This window comes from Streptomyces albus subsp. albus (genome assembly GCF_000719865.1).
GTDB classification, from domain to species: Bacteria; Actinomycetota; Actinomycetes; order Streptomycetales; family Streptomycetaceae; genus Streptomyces; species Streptomyces albus_E.
This window is the reverse complement of sequence record NZ_JOID01000001.1, coordinates 146,485-165,160: the sequence shown is the minus strand read 5'-3', so window position 1 is coordinate 165,160 and position 18,676 is coordinate 146,485. Positions and strand designations below refer to the sequence as shown.

Genomic DNA, 18,676 nt, shown 5'->3' with positions numbered 1-18,676 from the left:
GGGAGCCGTGAACGGTCGCCGACCGGCCCGGAGAGAGTGCCGGAGCGGCCGGGTACAGGCGCGATCTCCGCGCACCCTGTGCCGCCACGCCGTGCTCCGCCGTCACAGGAGAACGGGAAGCCTGGATAACCCGATCACCGCGGCTACAAGGGTTGGTGACGCCCAGAACGGCCGCCCCACAGCCTCGGTTCAGGTCGTCTCCGGCGCCACCGCACGCGCCGGCCCGGGGCGCAGAGGGGCGAGGAGCTCGTCGCCGGCGTCGTACACGGTCTCCGCGGGGAGTTCCCGCGCGGCGGCGGCCAGACCGCCCTCCCGCACCAGGCCGTGGATGCGCCGGGCGAGCGGGGTGACGTCGGTGATGGACACCGTCCACGCGTCCGCGTACCGGCGCGTGGCCTCGCCCGCGAGGCCGAGTTGCAGTGAGCGGTACGTCAACGGCCGCAGCCGCAGATCCCGTTCGGGATCCCACTGCACCCGCGCCGGCGCGCGGCGCAGTTCGCGCCGCCAGGAGTCGCGGTCCGGGTGGACGCCGGGCTTGTAGTGGGAGAGGCAGGAGTGGCGCAGGGCCCACTCGAAGCCCTCGCGGCTGATCTCGACGGCGAGTACGGTCCGCTGCCCCTCCTTGGTGCCCCAGCCGGAGCGGTACATCATCCACAGGAACGACGGCTTGATCCACGTCATCCGGTCCCGCTTCCAGGCCGCGGGGAAGCGCCCCTCGCGGGCCGCGGGCAGGCCGATGCGCGGGTCGTAGGCCTGATAGACGGTCACGGTCGTCGCCGTGTGGAGGGCGCGGATCTCGTGGAGGGGTCTTTCGGGTCGGTCCATGGACGGCAAGAGTGCCGCCGCCCGCCGCGTCGCGGCCACTGATTATGCGTCCGCCGCAGGACGACACCGGCGGACGATACCCGCGGCGGACACTCGCGGACGGTGCCCGTCCGGTCCCGGTCGGTGCCTCGTCCGCCGACGGGAATCGACGGACGAGTACGGGAGCGGTGCGGTCCGCAGGGACCCGGGCATCCTCGAGGCCGAGTGCCGCTGCCCGGGCTCCCGCCGCGCTCCTCCGCCTCCGGCTCAGCTGGACGCAGCAGTGGCCCCGTGGCCGGGGCCGGCCTGGCGCGGTGTCCGTGCCGGGGAGGCCGTCGAGGACGCCGAGCAGCAGGGTACGGCGTCGTCACCGGGGCTTCGGCGTAGTAGCCTCAAGCAATTCATGATCGGCTTCTGACGGCGAACCGATGCTGCCGGGGGGCGAGTTCGGGCTATGGCGTCTCCATGCCGGCCCGGAACACCGGAAGGGGCGGGGCGGGAGGAGGACCTGGCCGGCCGGCCGCCCGAGGCGCTCGCCGGGCTCCAGGAGTGGATGGGTGACCGGCCCGAGTCCGACCGGCCCGCGCGGGTGATCCACCCCAAGGACAACTTCGTGGTCAAGGAACTGGTGGAGGAGTCGTTCCCCGCGCTGGAGGAGTGGAGGAGCGGCCGGGAGGAGAAACTCGGCCGGGAGGTCGCCCCGGCGCTGTTCACCTCGGACGGCCCGCCGGACAGAAGCCACACGGGTATCTCGACGCATTTCCGCGACAGTGATTGGATCATCAACCGCCCGGGAGGCGCTGAGAAGTGAGGCACCAGTTGAGTGTCCGGATGAGGGGCGAGTTCGCCCGAGGGGGGCTCAAGGAGTTCCGGGAGCGGGTGGGGCTCAGGCCCCGCGGCCGCGTCAGCGACGACTGGGACCAGGAACTCGGTGTCCGGGAGTTGCGCTCCAAAGAACAGGGTGGCCGGGTGCGGCTGAAGCTGTGGCGCTATGACGACGACGACTGGCTTGTCGATCTCACCTGTCAGGACGGCGACCCGCTGCCCTCGGAGCGGATCGAGGAACTGCGGGGGGCCATTCTGGACGCTGCCGCCCACGCCGGACTGACCGTGACGGCGCAGTTGCCGCCACCGCCCGGCACGGACTGAGGAGTGGCACGGATGAACGCAACAGGACGGACAAGATATGGCGAAAGCTGAGTTCTACGTATCAGCCGATGTGGAGGCGGACGGCCCGGTGCCCGGCCCGTTCTCCATGTCGAGCTTCGGCCTCGCGGTGGCCGGTGTCCACGACGGGACGGCGTTCAAGCCGCTCGATCCGGCGGAGCGCACGTTCTACGCCGAGCTGAAGCCGATCAGCGACACCTACGATCCGCAGGCGCTGGCGGTCGGCGGCCTGGACCGCGACCGTCTGGCCCGCGAGGGGCAGGACCCCGAGCGGGCCATGAACGGGGCGGCGGCGTGGCTCGCCTCGGTGTCCCGCGAGCTGGAGGCCACACCGGTGTTCATCGCGTATCCGCTGGGATACGACTGGATGTGGATGTACTGGTACTTCATGCGCTTCGCCACCGGCGGATCGCCGTTCGGGCACTCCCGCTGCGTGGACATCAAGACGCTCTACGCCGCCAAGGCGGGCACCCCGGTCAGCGAGTCCACGAAGCGCTCCATGCCGTCCCACCTGCTGTCCTCGCGCCCCCATACGCACAACGCGCTGGACGACGCCATCGAACAGGGGGAGCTGTACCAGAACCTTATGCGCTGGGACGGAGGGGCCGAAGGGCGGTGAGACGGGCCGGGGGCGTGTCAGGCGTCGGCGCCCGCCCCAGCGCCCACGTCTCCGCGGAGGAGGTGACGCGGCTCGCCGTTCACCCCCGTTCCGGCAGCGGGTCCGTGAAGTGCCAGCCGCACGCCAGCAGTTCGTCGACCGCCGCCACGGCCGTGCGCAGCCGTTCCTCGGGCGGGCCGGTGAGCAGCAGGTGGGGCAGGCCGCGCCGGGTGAGTTCGGTACGGAACCGGCCGGTCATCCAGGCGCGCAGGTGTTCGCCGTCGCGCAGCCCGTCGTCCTCGAAGGGGACGCCCGTGTGGTCGGTGAGCAGCCACAGATGCCGACGGCCCCGGGCCGCGACGGCCTCGACCGCCGGGCTGCGGCCGCCCAGATAGCGCTCGTGCCAGATGGTGGTGGCCAAGGCGTCGGTGTCGCAGAAGAGGACGGGGGAGCCGGCGCCCGCCGCAGCGTCCTCCTCCGCCGACTGCCGTTCGGCGATCAGTTCGAACTCGGCCGATTCCCAGGTCACTTCGCCGAAGTCCGCGTCCGGCCTCGCCGCACGCAGCCGCGCGATCTTCTCGGCACTGAACCGGCGCCCGTACTCCGGCACCCACCGGGTCTCCGCCCAGACCCCGCCACGGGCCCGGTAGTGCCCGGCCAGGGCGCGGGCCGTGGTGGTGGTGCCCGTGGACTCCGCGCCCACCACGACCACCCGGCGGGCCAGCGCCGCGCGCACCGGGGCGGCCAGGTGGGGCCAGCAGCCGGCCGGGTCCGCACGGACAGCCGTACCGGAGACCGGGTGCGCGGTGCGGTCGGCGTCCACGGTCACCGCCACCGCCCCGAAGCGGCGGCCGAGTTCGGCCCCGTACGCCTCCGAGGTGAAGACGGCGTCGACGCGGTCCGGGACGGCGGCCCGGAAGACCGCCATGTGCGCGTCCCAGACGGCGGGGTCGGAGTAGTCGACGGGCACGTCGTCCACGGCGCCGACCACCTCGATGTGCTGCTCCGGGTGCACCGCGCGCATCCATGCCACCCGCTCCGCGAGCGGGACCGACTCCACGGAGGAGGCGCAGACCAGCACGGTGAGCCGGTGGCAGCGCGCGGCGGCGCTGCGCACCAGATGGTGGTGGCCGGCGTGCGGCGGATAGAACTTGCCGAGCACGAGCCCGTGCCCGTACCGGGGTTCGCGGCCGCCCGTACGGACACCCGTACGGCTCTCCGTGCCGTCGGCCGTGCGGATCGGGGAGGCGTCCCCTCCGGTCGCACCTCCGCATGTGTCTTCGCCCGTGCCCTGGTCCGTGCCCTGGTATGTGCTCACGCCGCGGCCTCCACCGGCCCCGGACTCGTCGGACCCGTCGGGCCCTTCGGACCCGCAGGCCCCACTGGTCCCGCCGGCCCCAACGCGACCTCGGACGCGTTCAGTTCACGCCGCCAGTTGCGCAGCCCCAGCACGCACAGGGCCATGAAGCCCAGGTAGAGCAGCGCGGTGAGGTACAGCCCCTTGTAGGCATAGAGGGGGACGTAGACGATGTCGGCGGCGATCCACAGATACCAGGACTCGACCTTCTTCCGGCACTGCCCGTAGGTAGCGGCCAGCGACAGGGCGGTGGTCAGCGCGTCCCAGAACGGCACGGTGGAGTCGGTGGCCCGGTCCAGCAGCAGGGTCAGCAGCACGGTGCCGGTGAGCGCGGCGGACCCCAGGACCCACCAGGTACGGATCCCCGTACGGCTCACCGGCAGGCGTCCCGAGGCCTGCTCCGGGCCGCCGGTCACCCAGGCCCGCCAGCCGTACACCGCCAGCGCGATGTAGACGATTTGCAGCCCGGCGTCCGCGTACAGCCCCGCGCCTGTGAACAAGAGGATGAAGAACAGGTTGTTGGCGATGCCGATCGGCCAGTTGGCGATGTGCTGACGGGCCACGAGCCAGACGCACAGCGCCCCGCTGCCGAAGCCCAGCACCTCCACCCAGCTGACGGGGGTCTCCAGTGCGGTGAAGAGAGGCTGCTGGAGGGGAGCGAGCAGGTCCGCGATGTCCACGCGGCGACCTCCTTAAGTGTCAGAATGACGATAATCGGAACCCGGCCGCCGGGACAAGGGGATTGCGCACCCTTCACCGCCGCCGGCGGGCGGGAGCTCCAGCCGGCGGCGGCCGCGTACCTGCAGGGCGGTCCCGCCCCTCCTGGTGCGGACCGGACGGGGCCGGACCAGGCCGGAGCCGGGTGCGGGCCGCGGCGGGCGAGGGCCCAGGATCCGGCAGAACATCCGATCGGGAGGGTCCGTGACCGAGAAGCAGGACGTGGCGCAGTCGGTGGAACTGGTCTTCGCCCCCGCCGCCAAGGACTTCGGGGAAGCTCTGCGAGCCCGGCAGCCACGGTGAGCGACGACGGCGTGCGCGTCGCCGTGACGAACGGGGAATCGCGGCTGGGCTGGGAGCTCTACCCCCGGTATGTGGAGACGGCGAACCTCTTCGTGGCGCTGAGCCGGGACAAGAGCGCGGTGGGGGTCGCGCTGCTCCCCAAGCGCGGGGCCGGCGGGCCCGGTGACGTGGACCGGCTGCGGGAGATCTTCGACCGCAACGCCGTCCGCGCCGACCGGAAGGCATAGCCCTGCCCGTCCGGAAGGGCTGTGCCCATGCGTGCGGCGCGGACGGGCCCGGGCTCAGCGGCGGGTGGCCCACTCACCGGAGGAGAGGTCCGTGCCGGGCAGTCCCCGGGGGAGCAGGTGCCGGGCGTCCGCGGTCGCCGCTTCACGGGACTCCGGGGTCCGGCAGAGGGCCTGGACGAGGTGTTCGTTGACGGCGTCGTCGATCGGGCTCGGTTCCAGGGCGGTCCCGTCCTCGTTGAGGCGCTGGTACTTCATGAGGTTCAGGCCCAGGGCGAACTGGCGCTTGCCGTCGCGGCTGGACAGGGCGATCGTGCCGGCACCGAAGACCGCTCCGTCGTGGCCCCAGAAGCGGCCGCAGCCGGGCAGGTCGAGCACGTAGATGCCGAGGCCGTAGTCGATGTGGGCGGGGCCGGCCGCGACGGGGACCGTGCGCAGCATCTCGTCCAGGGCGGCGGGTCCGATCAGCCTGCCGGTCAGCAGGGCGCGGTAGAAGCGGTTCAGGTCGTCGGTCGTCGAGATGAGCGAGCCCGCGGTGGACGCCCAGGACATGTCGTAGACGCTGTAGTCGCGCGGTGGGTCGATCAGGCCGTGGAACGACTCGTACATCCGGGAGTGCGGGCCCTTGATGTACGGGGTGCGGGGGTAGGAGGTGGCGCGCAGCCCGGCCCGGTCGATGACGTGGCGGGTGATGTACGTCCCCGCGTCCCGGCCGGTGACCTTCTCCAGGAGCAGGCCGGCGATCACGTAGTTGGTGTTGGAGTACGACCCCGGCTGTTCGCCGGGCCGTCCCGTGGCGGGGGCCGCCAGACCGAGCCGCACCAGTTCTTCCGGCCGGATGGAACGGAAGCGTCCTTCGTCAAGGCTGGCGGCGGAGTTCTCGGCGAGGGAAGGGAAGGCGCCCAGGACGTAGTCGCCGATGCCGCTGGTGTGGTTGAGGAGCATCCGCACGGTCACGTCGCGGCCCCGTCCCCCGGGGATCAGGTCCGGGAGGTAGTCGGCGACGGGCGCGTCGAGCCGGATCCGGCCGCGTTCCACCTGCTGGAGTACCGCGACAGCGGTGAACGTCTTGGTGATGCTGCCCACGCGGTGTCGCATGCCGGGCCGGACGGGACGCCCGGTGTCCACGTCGGCGAGCCCGGCCGCGCCGGTCCACCGCTCAGCCCTCTCGCGAACGGACGAGTAGCTGCCGTACATGCCGGCTTCGTGGACGGCGGCCAGCGTGGTGCGCAGAGCGCCACGGTCCAAGGACTCGGCCGTCGGCGAGGCGGTCTCGGCCGCTGCCGCCGGCACCGCGGTGGCTGTTAACAGCGTGGCGCCGAGGATGATTCCGACGAGTCGGGTGATGCGCAAGGCTTGTCCCTTCCAGGTGTCGAACTGGTGTTGGAGTCATCCTCATGGGCGTGGGTGCGGCCCCACATCCTTCTCGCGAATGACCGGCGGCGGGGTGCAAGGTGGGGGGATGTCCGCAGAGCAGCCGGCCGACGGGCCGGGAGGAGAAGGCGCCGACGGCGGGTGCTCGACGGCCGCTGCGCCGCCGGACGCCGGCACCGGCTCGGGGACGGGCGGGAGCATCGCGCGGTCCGCTCCCGAGAGCAACGTCGTCACGCGTCTGGACCTGTTGCAGCACACGGCGGGGAACGCAGCCGTCGTACGTCTCCTGAGACCGCGGGAACCCTCGGACGAAGCCGAAGCCGAAGCCGAAGCCGAAGCCGAAGACGAGGGCGGGGTGGCACGGAAACCGCCGGCCCGGCGATCACCCCCGGGCCAGGAGCTTCGGGCACCGAACTGTGCCCTCGCGGCCGTTCCTTCGCCAGGCGGCGAGGCGTACGACTGATACGGCTGGAACACCGTCATCGAGGAGAACGCTCATGCACTCCCGCGAGAGGGAAGGCCGCCGAGCCGGTGGAGAGACGGCGGCACCGCCACGGAGCGGCCGGCCGCCCGCCACCGTGACGGGTGCGTGGATCCACCATCTGCAGCGCGTGGCGTCGGGTGGTGCCGGGGCACCGGCGGTACAGCGCGCCGGAGCCGAGGCCGCCGGCGGGGGCCGGGTCCCGGCCCCGGTGCAGCGTACGGGGCAGGCCGCCGCCGGGCCGGGGGAGCAGTCCGCCCCCGCGGAGGAGGCGGGCCGGGACGACGACAGGGGTGCGGCGGTGATCGCCCGGCTGAGCCGGTCGATCGAGCGGCACACGGTGCAGCAGAAGATGAAGACCAACATCTTCGCCCCCGGCACCTGGTGGCCCGAGCACTGGATGGCCGAGGGGCCGGCCCGGCTGAGGAAGACCCTCGACCGGCGGGTGCTGCGTGGTGAGCCCTTCAACGACCAGGAAATGGCGGACATCCGGCACCTCTCCGCCGTCAACCCCGAGTGGCTTCGCGAGGTGGGCATCGGCACCCATGAGGAGGCCGAGGAGTACACGCGCGGCCAGTTCAAGGACTGGCTGAAGCTTCCCGCGGGCAAGCGCGTGCTGACGGCGACCATCGCCCTCAGAACGAACCACCCGGACGTGCGCGCGGTCGGCGAGGCACCCCCGACCTCTCCGGACTACACGCTGGGCCGGTTCATGACCACCCAGGCGCCCGGCGTCTCACCGGAGGACAAACGGGTCCTGGGGGAGGAGCGGGACGAGCAGATCCGCCAGACGGCCATTGCCACCCTGTATCCGGCGGGCATCCCCGCCGAGCGGATGCACCCCCGGGCGGACGAGAACGTCACCGAGGCGCACCGGAGGAAGGACGCAAGCGCCCGCGAACTGCTCACGAACGTCCTCCTCGTTCTGCGGCACGGGCTGCAGCTCTACGACGCCGGACGCAAGGCCCACGTGGCCGACCACGGGAAGGACGTCATCCGTGCGCTGGCGCACGGCGGCCGGGTCACCATCCGCATCCCGGCCCTGGGCGAGGGCGAGTCACCGACCGCGTTGACGGACTTCCTGGGCGTCACCCGGCCGAAGGAGGGGAAGCCCGGGGAAAGCGAGCTCGGAGAGCACGTGGAACGCCGGGGGTTCGCGACCCACCGCGTCTCCATCGAGCCGAACACCGCGGACAAGCGGGGGAAGTTCAAGGAGAAGGGCGAGATCCCCGCCAGCCTGACGAACGCGCTCGCGCCGCCGGTCCGCGGCCTCGGCCCGGACCGTCCGGCCCTGCTGGGGCACGACATCTCCGGCGGGGGCCTCGGCGCCAAGGACTGGAACGGCGACGTGATCCTGCCGAACGGGTCGCACGGACACATGCTGCTGGTCTTCCACGAACCGACCAGGAAGAAGGACGGCGCCCTGATGGTCGGCATCGAAACCATCGGCCCGGGCGCCGCCAGCCCGGTGGGCTACACACACGACTTCCGCTCCAGTGAGGCCACGGCCAACCCCGAGAGCGTCCTCCACGGCCACAAGGGCGACAAGATCGGGGAAGGCAGCCTCGGTCAGAACCAGCGTCTGGTGGACCTGCAGGAGGTGGGCAGCCGTCACGACAGCGGAAGCTGGCTCACCTTCCTGAACGCGATCAAGGAGGAGTGGGTCGCAGACCTGGCACAGGCCGAGGAACAGGGCGCGCCGCAGGCTGAGGAGCTCTACCGGAAACTCGTCGGCCCGCGCTCGCAGCGGTAGTCGCAGGGGCGGCGCGGTGAAGCGTCGCGGCAGTTCTCGCCACCCTCGCGGGATCGCCGCTGCCGTGTCAGCCGATCAGGACACCGGGGTTGAGGATGCGGTGGGGGTCCAGGGCGTTCTTGGCCGCGCGCAGGGCCAGCGCGAAGGGTTCCGGGCGCTGGAGGTCGTAGCCGGTGCGGTGGTCGCGGCCGACGGCGTGGTGGTGGGTGATGGTGGCGCGGTGGCGGTGCAGGACGTCGGTCGCGACGGCTTTGATGTCGTCCCAGACCTCGGCCTCGTCACCGGGCCGGCCGGCGACGGCCACGGTGAAGTAGGGGGCGGCGCCGTCGGGGTAGACGTGGGTGAGGCGGCAGTTGACGGTCGCCGGGTGCCCGGTGGCCTTCGAGGCGGCGGCGCCGACCTCGGTGCGGACGGCGTCGATCAGGCCGGGGATCTTGTCCCAGGTGGCGGCGGTCTCGAAGGTCTCGACGACGGCGCCCATGCGGGCCAGACCGTCGCGCAGGTAGGGCATGCGCAGGAACGCCGAGCGCCAAGCCCTCACGGCGACGTCGGCCGGGGCGTCGCGGTCCGCCGCAGGTGTCCCGCCGCGGCCGCCGTGGGCGCGGGCCAGCTCCACGGCGGCCGTGAGGCGGTCGTCGACGGGGGTGGTGGCGGACTCGAAGCCGAGGACCAGGACGGTGGAGCCGTCGTGGGAGGCGCCGGACAGCAACGCCTCGCCGGGGTCGAGCAGGCGGCAGTTGGCCGGGGCGAAGTCGGACTGGGCGATGGCCCGTACGGCGTCCAGCGCGTGGTGGAAGCCGGCGAAGGCCACCGACGCGGAGGCTTTGTGGCGGGGGCGCTCCTGCAGGCGCATCCATGCCTCGGTGATGACGCCGAGCGTGCCCTCGGAGCCGAGGAAGAACCGGTCGGGTGACGGTCCAGCGCCGGACGCGGGCAGCCGCCAGGAGGCGTTGGCGCCGGCGGGTGTGATCACGCGCAGGGACTGGACGAAGTCGTCGATGTGGGTGCGGCCGGTGGCGTAGTGGCCGCCGGCCCGGGTGGCGAGCCAGCCGCCGAGGGTGGAGAACTCGAAGCTCTGCGGGAAGTGGCGCAGGGTCAGTCCGTGGGGCCGCAACTGGTCTTCCAGTACGGGGCCGAGGGCTCCGGCCTGGATGCGCGCCGAGCGGCTGGTGGTGTCGATCTCCAGGACGCGGTCCATTCCGGTCAGGTCGAGCGAGAGCACCGCGTGGTGGGCGTCGCCGCGGTACTCCACGCCGCCGACCACCGAGGAGCCGCCGCCGAAGGGGACGACGGCCACGCCGTGCTCGCCGGCCCAGTCCAGCAGGTCGGCCACGTCCTGGTCGCCGGCCGGGTGGGCGACGAGGTCGGGGATCCGGCCGGGCCGGCCGCGCAGGGCCCGTATGACGTCGCGGTACGCCTTGCCCATGGCATGGGCGGCGCGCGCCCGCGGGTCGTCGGTGACCAGGTGTGCCAGGGAGGTCGGGGGCGTCGCTGCGGGACGGCCGATGGGCAGGTCGGCGATGCGGGGTACCGGGAGCGGGCGGGCCGGGGTGCCCGGCAACAGGGCGCCGAGCGCGGCGCATTCGGCGTCGTCGGGGTGGGCGTCGGCGTAGCCCCAGCCCCACCAGGAGCGGGCGCGGGAGGTACGGGGGTCGGGCGCGGCAGCGGGCATGGGGGCGCTCCAGCAGGGTTCAAGGAATTTACCCGTTGGTAAATTACCCTAAGGTAAGATCTGGGCCCATGACAACGCCCCCCTCCAAGGCCGGCACCAAGGGCGTACCGAGGGCCGCACGCGAACAACAGGTCCTGGCCGCGGCAACCCAGGAGTTCGGCCGCCACGGCTACGAGGCCACCACCGTGGCCGCCATCGCCACCCGCGTCGGCGTCACCAAACCACTCCTGCACCACTACTTCGGCAGCAAGCAGGAGCTCTACCTCGCCTGCCTCGACCCCGTCGGCGAGGAACTGCTGGCCGCCATCCGCACCGCCATGGCCGACCACGCCACCGACGCAGCGCCCACACCCCTGCGCGTGCTGCACGCCCTGTTCACCGCACTCGACGGCCGGCGCGAGGCATGGTTCGTCCTCTACGACCCCACGCTTCCGCCCGGCAGTGAAGCCGCCCACCGCGCGGCCCACTACCGCAACGCCATCGACGACCTCGCCGCGACCGGCAGCGCCGACCTCCTGCACACCGCCGGAGCCGGCGACCCACTCGACGCCGACGCTCTCACGTACGCGTGGCGTGGCCTGTGCACGGCCCTGGTCCGCTGGTGGATCAACCACCCCGACCAGACACCCGACGCCATGACCCGGCGCTGCGCACGCCTCTTCTGGGCCGGCCGGACCATCCTCGCCGCCGACGACGACAACCCGTGAGGCGGACGACGGCCCCGCACCCTTGCCGGCGATCAGGGAAGCGTGCGTGGAACGGTCACTGTGCCCGTTCCACGCACGGAGCCCCCAGAGGGCTGTGGGACGTGCGAGGAGGAGACCTCAGGCGGGCAGTTTCATGTCGATGACGCAGCTGATCTCAACGACCTGGCCGGGCAAGGTCAGTTCGGTGACGCCCAGGACCGTGCTGGCCGGGCGATGGCCGCCGAAGTACTCCAGGTTGCCCTCCGCCGTCGCCGCCGCATTCTGCCGCAGGTTCACCACGTACAGGGTCTGCGAGACGATCTGGTTCCGGGTGGCGCCGTAGTGCTTCAGGACCTTGTCCATGTTGGCCTGGGTCTGCTTGAGCTGGGCGGCGAAGTCGCCCGCGTGGAGGAACTCGCCCGCCTCGTCGAACGAGAGCTGTCCGGAGACGTGGATCAGCTTGCCGGACCTGATCGCCTGTGAGTAGCCGAAGTCGCTCTCGGCCGGCACGTTGTAGGTGAAGACATCAAGGGTGGCCACGGTGTTCGCCCTTCCGTTCTGCTCTCTTGTAGTTACTCGGAAACTGTAGGAGAGTGACGGTTGACCTGGAAGAACGCACTTTTCGGTGACTGAGGAACCTCATGGTGACCAAGCAACTGCTCAAGGGCCTGCCCGAGGACGCCGACCTGCGGCGCGCGGACTCCCTGGCGCGGGAGATCTTCTCGGACGTCGCCAACAAATGGGCGCTCCTGATCATCGAGGCACTCGGTGAGCGCACCCTGCGCTTCAGCGAGCTGCGGAACGAGGTCGACGGCATCAGCCACAAGATGCTCACCCAGAACCTGCGCATGCTGGAGCGCAATGGCCTGCTCGACCGGAAGGTGCACCCCACCGTGCCGCCGCGAGTCGAGTACACCCTCACCGAGCCGGGCCGGGCCCTGCGCACCGCGGTCGACGCCATATGCGGCTGGACCCACCAGCACCTCGGTCACATCGAGAGCGCACGCGGCCGTTTCGACGCCTGACGGTGAGGATGTGCGGTGGCTTCTCCGCCGGATCCGACTCACCGCCTGACCGACACCGACCGGCCGTCCGGTGGCCGATTCGCCGGCCCGGCGAGTACAGGTCCGAGATCAGGAAGAGACTCGCAGGAGGTACCCGTGACCGATGAGACCGGACCGAAGTTCGTCATGATCTCGACGTACCGCAGAAAGAGTGAGGACGGATTCATGCTCGCGGCTTTCGTCATCGACGAGAGGGAGTGCGAATCCCCTGCGGAGATGAAGTCGATCAGAAATGAAGCCCTCACCGAGATCCAGCGTCGGCGCATCGTCGGAGAGGTCGAGACCCGCAGGGCGAAGGCCGGCGAGTTGCCGTCGACCCTGCCCCGCTGGCCGGAATACAAGAGGCAGCTGGAAGCTGAGGATCAGGAGTCGTCATGACCCATCGGGTGTTCGGCGCGTGGCACGACTGGGACACCGCCCGCCGGCAGTTGGCGGTGCTCGCCCCGGAGGTTTCGGCGCAGCGCCTGGGGGAGGCCGTCGCATTCGCCGAAGAGGCCCACGGGGACCAGAAGAGGCCCGCCGGTGAGCCGTACGTGGAGCACCTCCTGGAGGCGGTGGAGATCCTCGTCTCGGGCGCGGGTGTCCGCGACGAGGACCTGCTGGTCGCGGCCGTACTCCACGACGTCGTGGAGGACACCGACCGCACAGCCGGGGAGGTCGGCGAGCAATTCGGCCCCAGGGTCGAGGAGATGGTGAGCTGGGTGACGAAGCCGCACCCCGAGGCCCACGAGGATCCGGCGGAGGTGCGTGACCGCTACCTTCTGAGCCTGCGTTCCGCCCCGCCGGAGGTCCTGCTGCTCAAGCTGGCGGACCGGTTCAGCAACGTGCAGCGGCTCGACACGCACCCGCGGCCCGAGAAGCGGCATTCCTACTACCGCGAGACGTGCCGCCACCTGGTACCCCTCGCCGCGGGCGTCCCGTGGTTCGAGACGGCCTTCGAGGAGTGGCGGGAGTTCCACCGCCACCTGGAGGACGGGGCGCCCGCGACGACGGTCTGACGCCCGCCGCCGGAGCGGCCGCCGGTCGTGCGCCACCAAGGCGTGACGGACTGGCAGACCTCGTGCTGCGGTCCAACTTCTCCGTTGTAGGTAGCGTGCGGGGATGACAAGAAGTGCGCGACTCGCGGAGCAGTTGGACTGGTACTGGCGCAAGAACCTGCGGCCACGGCTGGAGGGTCTTACCGATGAGGAGTACTTCTGGGAGCCGGTGCGCGGCTGCTGGAGCCTCCGCCCACGTGGCACGTCGGCCGCACCGATGTCGGCGGGTTCAAGGGAGTGGACGATGGACTTCGCGTCCCCTGCCCCGGAGCCGGCGCCGGTGACCACGATTGCCTGGCGGCTGGCGCACATCATCGTCTCGTGCCTGGCCTATCGGGTCGAATGGTACTTCGACGGCCAGGACTTCGACGCCGAGGCGTTCGCCTACGCGGGGACCGCTGACGAGGCGCTGAAACAGCTCGATGAGATGTATGCGAGGTGGAACGCGGGGGTCCGCGAACTCTCGGACGCCGACCTGGACAATCCGCCCGCGATGGGTCCCGAGCGGTTTCCCATGGAGAACAGGGTCCTGCACGTCAACAGGGAGCTGATCCATCACGGCGCCGAGATCTCCCTGCTGCGCGACCTCTACCGCCGGCAGGACTGAGTCGTACCGGGCCGGATACGACCTTCCGGTAACCGGCGATCGAGCTTCGAGAAGCTACGCCGCCAACATGGCGCGCCGGCCGCGCGAAGGACTCCGCAACCGGGGCCTCTTGCGCGGCAGGCAGCATCCCTGGCCATCGTCTTGCGTAGAGGGAAAGATTTCGTGCCGGAGGCGCATAGCCGTCCCTAGTGTGAGAAGCATGAACCCATCACCCACGCACACCTCCCATCACGGCGCTTCGCACGGTCATCACCACGAACACGGAACCGACGACCTGGCGGAGATCCTCGACCTGGACGCCGAGGTCCTCGCCGAGCACACGGCCTCCATCACCGCATGGCTGCCCCTGCGTACCGGCCCACACCGCATCGTGGATCTGGGCTGCGGCACGGGCGCGGGCACCTTCGCCCTCCTCGACCGCTTCCCCGACGCGCACGTCACCGCCGTCGACGCGTCCGCCGAACACCTTCAGCGTCTGCGCACCAAGGCGTGCGCCCGCGGCGTCCAGGAGCGCGTGCACACCGTGCAGGCCGACCTCGACGAAGCCGCCTGGCCCGACCTCGGCTCACCGGACCTCGTATGGGCGTCGGCCTCGATGCACCACATGGCCCGCCCCGACCGCGCGCTGCGCACCGTCCACGACGCGCTCGCGCCCGGCGGCCTGTTCGCCGTCGTCGAACTGGCCGGCCACCCCCGCTTCCTGCCCGAGAACGCCCCCGAGGACCGGCCCGGCCTGGAAGAGCGCGTCCACGCCGAGGCCGACCGCATCCAAGCCGCACACATGCCCCACCGCGGCGCCGACTGGGGCCCGATGCTGGCCGCCGCCGGCTTCACCGTCGAGGACGAACGTGCCATCGCCGTGAACATCGAAGGCTCCCGCAGCGAGGCGATCGGCCGCTACGCCCTCGGCATCCTGCAGCGCATCCGCAGCGCCACCGCCGAAAGGCTCTCCCCCGAGGACCTCACCGCGCTCGACCGGCTCCTCGACACCGGCAGCCCGCACAGCATCCTGCGCCGCGACGACCTGACGGTCCGCACCGAACGCACCGTCTGGGCCGCCCGCCGCACCTGACCCCGAACACGGGGGTGCCGGTTGAGAACGCTGTCACCGGTCGCGAACGAGGGGGTATCACGTCAGGCGGGGCCGCCGTGCTCGGCAACGCGCGGGCGACTGCGCGGATGCCGGGTCGGGGCGGTGTGTGATGTCGTTGCGACGACGACCAGTCGGGGAGACATCAAGCCTGGCCGGGTCAGGCCTCACCGAGTCGAGTCCCGCCGGGTCATGGTTTTCCGGCGCCCGGGGCCGGCGCGGGGAACGCCACGACCCGTCCGCTGGGTTGCCGCGACTCGGCGGGGCCGCCCCAGGTCTGGCCGACGACGAACAGGCGGGGGTCGTCCCCGCGGCTGAGCGCGCAGGCGAACGCTCCGCGGTCCAGATCGACCGCGGCGAGCACCTCACCGCCCTCGCACACACGGACGCAATGCTGATTGCCGACGTCGGCGTACCAGACGGCGCCTTCGGCGTCCATGCAGATCCCGTCGGGGTGGTCGCCGGGTGTCTCCGCCCACACGCGCCGGTTGCCGAGGTGGCCGTCGCTGCCGATGTCGTAGGCGGTGAGCCGGTTCGCGTAGGACTCGGCAACGATCAGCGTGGCGCCGTCCGGGCTGATCGCCATGCCGTTGGGGAACGCCAGGCCGTCGGCAACCCGGTGGACGGTGCCCTCCGGCGCGACGAGCACGATCGAGCCCGGCGCGAACTCACCGCCGGGAAAGTCGAAACCGATGGTGTTGACGTAGGCGTTGCCCCGGTCGTCGACCACGATGTCGTTCCACGGCTTCTCCGAGACCCGGGAGAGATCGGCATGCCGGACGAGTGATCCGTCGGGTTCACGACGCAGCAGCCGCCGCTGCGCCGAGTCCACGACGAGCAGCCGTCCGTCGGGAAGGAAGTCGATGCACATCGGGAACGACGGGACGGTCACCACCACCTCATGGCATCCGTGGACGTCAAGCGCGATCACCTGGTGCGCGCCCCAGTCGGAGAACCAGAGCCGCTCGTCGTGCCAGCGCGGCGACTCACCGAACACGATGCCCTCCATCAGGACCTCGGGTGCGCTCATCACACTTCTCCTCTCGCTTCGCAGGGGGGACTCGTACGGGAGACCTGCCCTGGCACGGAAACTCATCGGGGCCCGCGGCGGTGTTCCGTTCACAGATGGACGTCCGAACAGCGGTACGCCGCGGGGCACCCAGGGGCAAACGCTTTCCGCCATGTTCGAGATACCGGACCGGGCGGCGCGACCGCTCTCGGTGCCGCCCCCACGGGCCCCCACCGGGCACCCGTCGAAGCCATGGGAAAAGCAGCCGTCGGGACGGCCCGTCCGGTTGTTCATTTTTGGTCAGCTGCAGAACAGAGAAGGGTTGCCGCCAAAACTTTCAGGGGTGTATATAGACCAACGTATTCGGGCCCGATCGAAGCCTGGGGGCACTTCGGCGACATCGCGGCCCTGCACGTCTTCCACCCCACGTATTCCGGCGTGCATCAACCGACAGCACAAGCCATGCCGTTCGGCCGTGCCGCACGGCCAGGGCCATGGCTGTCCTTTGCGCGCGCTCCCTCTCTGGAAGGACCCCCCACATGTACTTCCAAAGGCACCGGCGGCCCGGATTATGGGCGGCCGCGACCCTCGCGGCCGTCGCGAGCCTTGCGGCCTCCACCCTCACCGCGCAGGCCGCCGACACCCGCCCGTCGGACACCCTGCGAGCCGCGGACAACCCCTCCTGGGGCAAGGAACTCCCGCCCGCCGACGCACCCACCAGCCGCGCCTACGACCTCATCGTCGAGGACAACGACAAGGGGTACGCGCCGCGCAGCGGTGAGTGCTCCAAGGAGATCCACGCGCGGTACTGGGCGTACGGGCCCGACGGCAAGGTCTACCCGACCTGGCACCCCGCGAAGGATGCCGGCGGATGCACGTTCGGCCACGAACACGGTGACGACCCGCGCCGTTCCGAGCTGTTCTCCACGGTCGACTGGCCGACGTTCGGCTACACCAGCGAGGTGCTGGCCGAGTCGAAGCCCGAGAACAGCCACCGCCACGAGGACCACGTCGGACACAAGGTCCTCTCGGTCAACAACATCAACGTGATCCAGGGCGACAACGGGACGAGCTTCTTCCCGCCCCAGGGCAACACGATCGCGAACTGCGACGTGCTGCTGAAATTCCACCAGGGCACCCACTCGCCGGACGCGTTCGCCAACAACGCGCACGAGCTGATCTACAACAACAAGTGCACCCGCAACGGGCAGACCTTCGAGGCCCGGTACACCGCACTGATCCCGCTCGGCCGCCCGGGCGGCTTCGGCGCCACGGACTGCCCCGGCCCCGGCCTCGGCATGGGCTTCAAGAACGTCGGCCCGGCCGTCCCGGGTGACTCGCCGTCGGACACCCGGTCGCTCGGCCGGCTCATCACCGACGCCGGCTGCGTCCAGGCGATCCGCGAGGGCAAGACGCACTACGAGCCCATCACGAACTCGTACATCCCGTTCGACACCAACGACCTGCACGAGTTCTGGTTCTCGGACGTGACCGTGCAGGGCGCCGGGGTGAACTTCAACATCGGCCCGCTGTTCTACGTCCTCAACCCCAGCCGGTACTTCGACTCGAGCAAGCCGAACAACCTCGCCCGCCAGGTCGACCTCTGCTACGAGAACATTCGCGGCCAGTACTGCGACCAGGTCCGCCGGACCACCCAGCAGACCGGCCAGCGGGTCCAGTGGGACTCCGTGGACTCCCCGTTCAAGGGCACGCTGCGCGAGTTCCGGCCCGGCACGCTGAGGCTCAGCAACAGCGGCCCCACCACCGTCTACACGGACGTGTACGGGCGCAACGTCTCCACCTCGCCGTTCGACGGCTCGATCAAGCAGTACTTCTCGGGCAACAGCGGCGACACGATGTACCTCCGGGGCGCCACGCGCGACTACGCGGCCAACTCCAGCGACCGCATCCACGCCCCGAACTGACCCGAATCACCCCCACACAGAAAGTGGTTGATGAGCTGATCCACTGACGCACGAGCGGGCCCGCAGCGGACGGTTCCGCTGCGGGCCCGCCCGTGCGCGCCTCGGACGACCGCGACCGGTCCGCTCTCCTCGCCCGGCGGACCCGCCCGCCGGGCGAGCCACCCCCGGGAGTGACACCCGTATGGGCTACGCTCGGGCAGCAGTTGATTACGGGGAGGGTATGGCGTGGCCTGGGATCTCAACATCTCCCGGAAAGAGTTACTGGCTTCAGCCGGAGCCGCGGACACCTTGGTGGAGGACCTCGGACCGCCCCTGGACAAAGCGGTCACGGACCTGGCCGATGCGGCGGCGGCCTTCCGTGACTGGTCGGTTGGGCCCTCGCTGCGGGAGACCGGCGAAGGGTGGGGGGAGGCCCTGGGGGCGTTACGTGAAAAGCTGGCATCTCATGCGGAGGGCATGCGACTCCTCGTCGCAGGCAATGACATCCAGGAGCAGGAAGTAGCGGCCTGCTTCAGGGGCTGGTGAAGACTCCGTGTTGGAGCATTACGCACGCCTTCTCCGCCAGGATTTCTCCGATCTGGAGAGCGCCGCGACCTCCTGGAAGAAACTCGCTGAGGCGCTCGGGGATACCCAAACCGGAAGCGGCAGGCGGGTGACCGGCCCTCTGCACGCGGCCGGCTGGACCGGTGTCAGCGCCCACTATGGTTTCGCCGCGATGGAGGCCACCGAGAGCAAGCTCGGTACCGCCCGGCTCAACGCCGGCTTGATCGCCGCGACTCTGGACACTCTGAGCACCAAGATGTAGACC

At 70.8% G+C, this 18,676-nt stretch carries 21 protein-coding genes; 14 read left to right on the top strand and 7 right to left on the bottom strand.

Features of this window, described 5'->3' with window-relative positions; genetic code table 11:
- Nucleotides 1-189: 189 nt before the first annotated feature.
- On the bottom strand, nucleotides 190-825 hold the full coding sequence (locus IF83_RS0100735) for a DUF4291 domain-containing protein (RefSeq protein ID WP_037678114.1): 636 nt from the start codon (nucleotides 823-825) through the stop codon (nucleotides 190-192).
- A gap of 433 nt (nucleotides 826-1,258) precedes the next feature.
- Here IF83_RS0100735 and IF83_RS0100730 point away from each other — a divergent pair, with 433 nt between their 5' ends.
- From IF83_RS0100730 to IF83_RS0100720, 3 genes are read left to right on the top strand one after another with little or no spacing between them, the layout of a single operon-like run.
- The gene (locus IF83_RS0100730) at nucleotides 1,259-1,615 is read left to right on the top strand and encodes a hypothetical protein (protein WP_158710960.1); all 357 of its coding nucleotides are present in this window, start codon (nucleotides 1,259-1,261) and stop codon (nucleotides 1,613-1,615) included.
- A gap of 20 nt (nucleotides 1,616-1,635) precedes the next feature.
- Nucleotides 1,636-1,953, top strand: a complete 318-nt coding sequence (locus IF83_RS0100725; protein WP_158710959.1) for a hypothetical protein — start codon at nucleotides 1,636-1,638, stop codon at nucleotides 1,951-1,953.
- Between the two features lie 37 nt (nucleotides 1,954-1,990).
- Nucleotides 1,991-2,590, top strand: a complete 600-nt coding sequence (locus IF83_RS0100720; protein ID WP_030542010.1) for a 3'-5' exonuclease family protein — start codon at nucleotides 1,991-1,993, stop codon at nucleotides 2,588-2,590.
- A gap of 79 nt (nucleotides 2,591-2,669) precedes the next feature.
- Here IF83_RS0100720 and IF83_RS0100715 read toward each other — a convergent pair whose 3' ends face one another.
- Nucleotides 2,670-3,731, bottom strand: a complete 1,062-nt coding sequence (locus IF83_RS0100715; protein ID WP_030542009.1) for an AAA family ATPase — start codon at nucleotides 3,729-3,731, stop codon at nucleotides 2,670-2,672.
- Between the two features lie 152 nt (nucleotides 3,732-3,883).
- A complete protein-coding gene (pnuC, locus tag IF83_RS0100710) occupies nucleotides 3,884-4,606 on the bottom strand; it encodes a nicotinamide riboside transporter PnuC (protein WP_078843039.1) in 723 nt (240 codons plus the stop codon).
- Between the two features lie 336 nt (nucleotides 4,607-4,942).
- On the opposite strand from pnuC, the gene IF83_RS0100700 reads away from it, so the two are divergent.
- Nucleotides 4,943-5,173 (top strand): YcxB family protein, encoded by a 231-nt coding sequence (locus IF83_RS0100700; protein WP_030542007.1) that lies wholly within the window; start codon nucleotides 4,943-4,945, stop codon nucleotides 5,171-5,173.
- Nucleotides 5,174-5,227: 54 nt separating this feature from the next.
- Here the strand turns inward: IF83_RS0100700 and IF83_RS0100695 are convergent, their stop codons facing one another.
- Entirely contained in the window at nucleotides 5,228-6,523 is a 1,296-nt protein-coding gene (locus IF83_RS0100695; protein ID WP_030542006.1) for a serine hydrolase domain-containing protein, read from the bottom strand.
- Nucleotides 6,524-7,236: 713 nt separating this feature from the next.
- Here IF83_RS0100695 and IF83_RS0100690 point away from each other — a divergent pair.
- Nucleotides 7,237-8,778 carry a PE-PGRS family protein gene (locus tag IF83_RS0100690; RefSeq protein WP_244176739.1) on the top strand — a complete coding sequence of 514 codons (1,542 nt, stop codon included), beginning with the start codon at nucleotides 7,237-7,239 and terminating at the stop codon, nucleotides 8,776-8,778.
- A 67-nt stretch (nucleotides 8,779-8,845) separates the two neighbouring features.
- Here the strand turns inward: IF83_RS0100690 and IF83_RS0100685 are convergent, their stop codons facing one another.
- A complete protein-coding gene (locus tag IF83_RS0100685; RefSeq protein WP_030542004.1) occupies nucleotides 8,846-10,450 on the bottom strand; it encodes an FAD-binding oxidoreductase in 1,605 nt (534 codons plus the stop codon).
- 68 nt (nucleotides 10,451-10,518) lie between these two features.
- Here IF83_RS0100685 and IF83_RS0100680 point away from each other — a divergent pair, with 68 nt between their 5' ends.
- A complete protein-coding gene (locus tag IF83_RS0100680) occupies nucleotides 10,519-11,157 on the top strand; it encodes a TetR/AcrR family transcriptional regulator (RefSeq protein WP_030542003.1) in 639 nt (212 codons plus the stop codon).
- Nucleotides 11,158-11,274: 117 nt separating this feature from the next.
- Here IF83_RS0100680 and IF83_RS0100675 read toward each other — a convergent pair whose 3' ends face one another.
- Nucleotides 11,275-11,676 carry a RidA family protein gene (locus tag IF83_RS0100675; RefSeq protein ID WP_030542002.1) on the bottom strand — a complete coding sequence of 134 codons (402 nt, stop codon included), beginning with the start codon at nucleotides 11,674-11,676 and terminating at the stop codon, nucleotides 11,275-11,277.
- 101 nt (nucleotides 11,677-11,777) lie between these two features.
- Between IF83_RS0100675 and IF83_RS0100670 the strand changes: the two genes are divergently transcribed.
- From IF83_RS0100670 to IF83_RS0100650, 5 genes are all read left to right on the top strand, one after another.
- On the top strand, nucleotides 11,778-12,161 hold the full coding sequence (locus IF83_RS0100670) for a winged helix-turn-helix transcriptional regulator (protein WP_030542001.1): 384 nt from the start codon (nucleotides 11,778-11,780) through the stop codon (nucleotides 12,159-12,161).
- Nucleotides 12,162-12,296: 135 nt separating this feature from the next.
- Nucleotides 12,297-12,578, top strand: coding sequence for a hypothetical protein (locus tag IF83_RS0100665; protein ID WP_030542000.1), 282 nt, complete (start codon nucleotides 12,297-12,299; stop codon nucleotides 12,576-12,578).
- Entirely contained in the window at nucleotides 12,575-13,198 is a 624-nt protein-coding gene (locus IF83_RS0100660) for an HD domain-containing protein (RefSeq protein WP_030541999.1), read from the top strand. Before IF83_RS0100665 ends, IF83_RS0100660 begins: the two co-directional genes overlap by 4 nt.
- A gap of 103 nt (nucleotides 13,199-13,301) precedes the next feature.
- Entirely contained in the window at nucleotides 13,302-13,844 is a 543-nt protein-coding gene (locus IF83_RS0100655; protein ID WP_030541998.1) for a DinB family protein, read from the top strand.
- A 199-nt stretch (nucleotides 13,845-14,043) separates the two neighbouring features.
- Complete coding sequence (locus tag IF83_RS0100650) at nucleotides 14,044-14,916, top strand: class I SAM-dependent methyltransferase (protein WP_030541997.1); 873 nt, start codon at nucleotides 14,044-14,046, stop codon at nucleotides 14,914-14,916.
- A gap of 208 nt (nucleotides 14,917-15,124) precedes the next feature.
- Here IF83_RS0100650 and IF83_RS0100645 read toward each other — a convergent pair whose 3' ends face one another.
- Nucleotides 15,125-15,964: an SMP-30/gluconolactonase/LRE family protein gene (locus tag IF83_RS0100645; protein ID WP_030541996.1), complete on the bottom strand. Its 840-nt coding sequence runs from the start codon at nucleotides 15,962-15,964 to the stop codon at nucleotides 15,125-15,127.
- Nucleotides 15,965-16,482: 518 nt separating this feature from the next.
- Here IF83_RS0100645 and IF83_RS0100640 point away from each other — a divergent pair.
- From IF83_RS0100640 to IF83_RS34435, 3 genes are all read left to right on the top strand, one after another.
- Nucleotides 16,483-17,868, top strand: a complete 1,386-nt coding sequence (locus IF83_RS0100640) for a hypothetical protein (protein ID WP_030541995.1) — start codon at nucleotides 16,483-16,485, stop codon at nucleotides 17,866-17,868.
- A 225-nt stretch (nucleotides 17,869-18,093) separates the two neighbouring features.
- A complete protein-coding gene (locus IF83_RS0100635; RefSeq protein ID WP_030541994.1) occupies nucleotides 18,094-18,393 on the top strand; it encodes a hypothetical protein in 300 nt (99 codons plus the stop codon).
- Nucleotides 18,394-18,400: 7 nt separating this feature from the next.
- Nucleotides 18,401-18,673 (top strand): hypothetical protein, encoded by a 273-nt coding sequence (locus IF83_RS34435; protein WP_244176737.1) that lies wholly within the window; start codon nucleotides 18,401-18,403, stop codon nucleotides 18,671-18,673.
- Nucleotides 18,674-18,676 lie beyond the last annotated feature (3 nt).

Excerpts from the sequence above, each read along its gene's own strand:
- IF83_RS0100685 (WP_030542004.1), bottom strand. The coding sequence starts at position 10,450 with ATGCCCGCTGCCGCGCCCGACCCCCGTACCTCCCGCGCCCGCTCCTGG.
- IF83_RS0100655 (WP_030541998.1), top strand. The coding sequence starts at position 13,302 with ATGACAAGAAGTGCGCGACTCGCGGAGCAGTTGGACTGGTACTGGCGC.
- IF83_RS0100660 (WP_030541999.1), top strand. The coding sequence starts at position 12,575 with ATGACCCATCGGGTGTTCGGCGCGTGGCACGACTGGGACACCGCCCGC.
- IF83_RS0100735 (WP_037678114.1), bottom strand. The coding sequence starts at position 825 with ATGGACCGACCCGAAAGACCCCTCCACGAGATCCGCGCCCTCCACACG.
- IF83_RS0100645 (WP_030541996.1), bottom strand. The coding sequence starts at position 15,964 with ATGAGCGCACCCGAGGTCCTGATGGAGGGCATCGTGTTCGGTGAGTCG.
- IF83_RS0100725 (WP_158710959.1), top strand. The coding sequence starts at position 1,636 with ATGAGGGGCGAGTTCGCCCGAGGGGGGCTCAAGGAGTTCCGGGAGCGG.
- IF83_RS0100650 (WP_030541997.1), top strand. The coding sequence starts at position 14,044 with ATGAACCCATCACCCACGCACACCTCCCATCACGGCGCTTCGCACGGT.
- IF83_RS0100670 (WP_030542001.1), top strand. The coding sequence starts at position 11,778 with ATGGTGACCAAGCAACTGCTCAAGGGCCTGCCCGAGGACGCCGACCTG.
- IF83_RS0100680 (WP_030542003.1), top strand. The coding sequence starts at position 10,519 with ATGACAACGCCCCCCTCCAAGGCCGGCACCAAGGGCGTACCGAGGGCC.
- IF83_RS0100640 (WP_030541995.1), top strand. The coding sequence starts at position 16,483 with ATGTACTTCCAAAGGCACCGGCGGCCCGGATTATGGGCGGCCGCGACC.
- IF83_RS0100720 (WP_030542010.1), top strand. The coding sequence starts at position 1,991 with ATGGCGAAAGCTGAGTTCTACGTATCAGCCGATGTGGAGGCGGACGGC.
- IF83_RS0100730 (WP_158710960.1), top strand. The coding sequence starts at position 1,259 with ATGGCGTCTCCATGCCGGCCCGGAACACCGGAAGGGGCGGGGCGGGAG.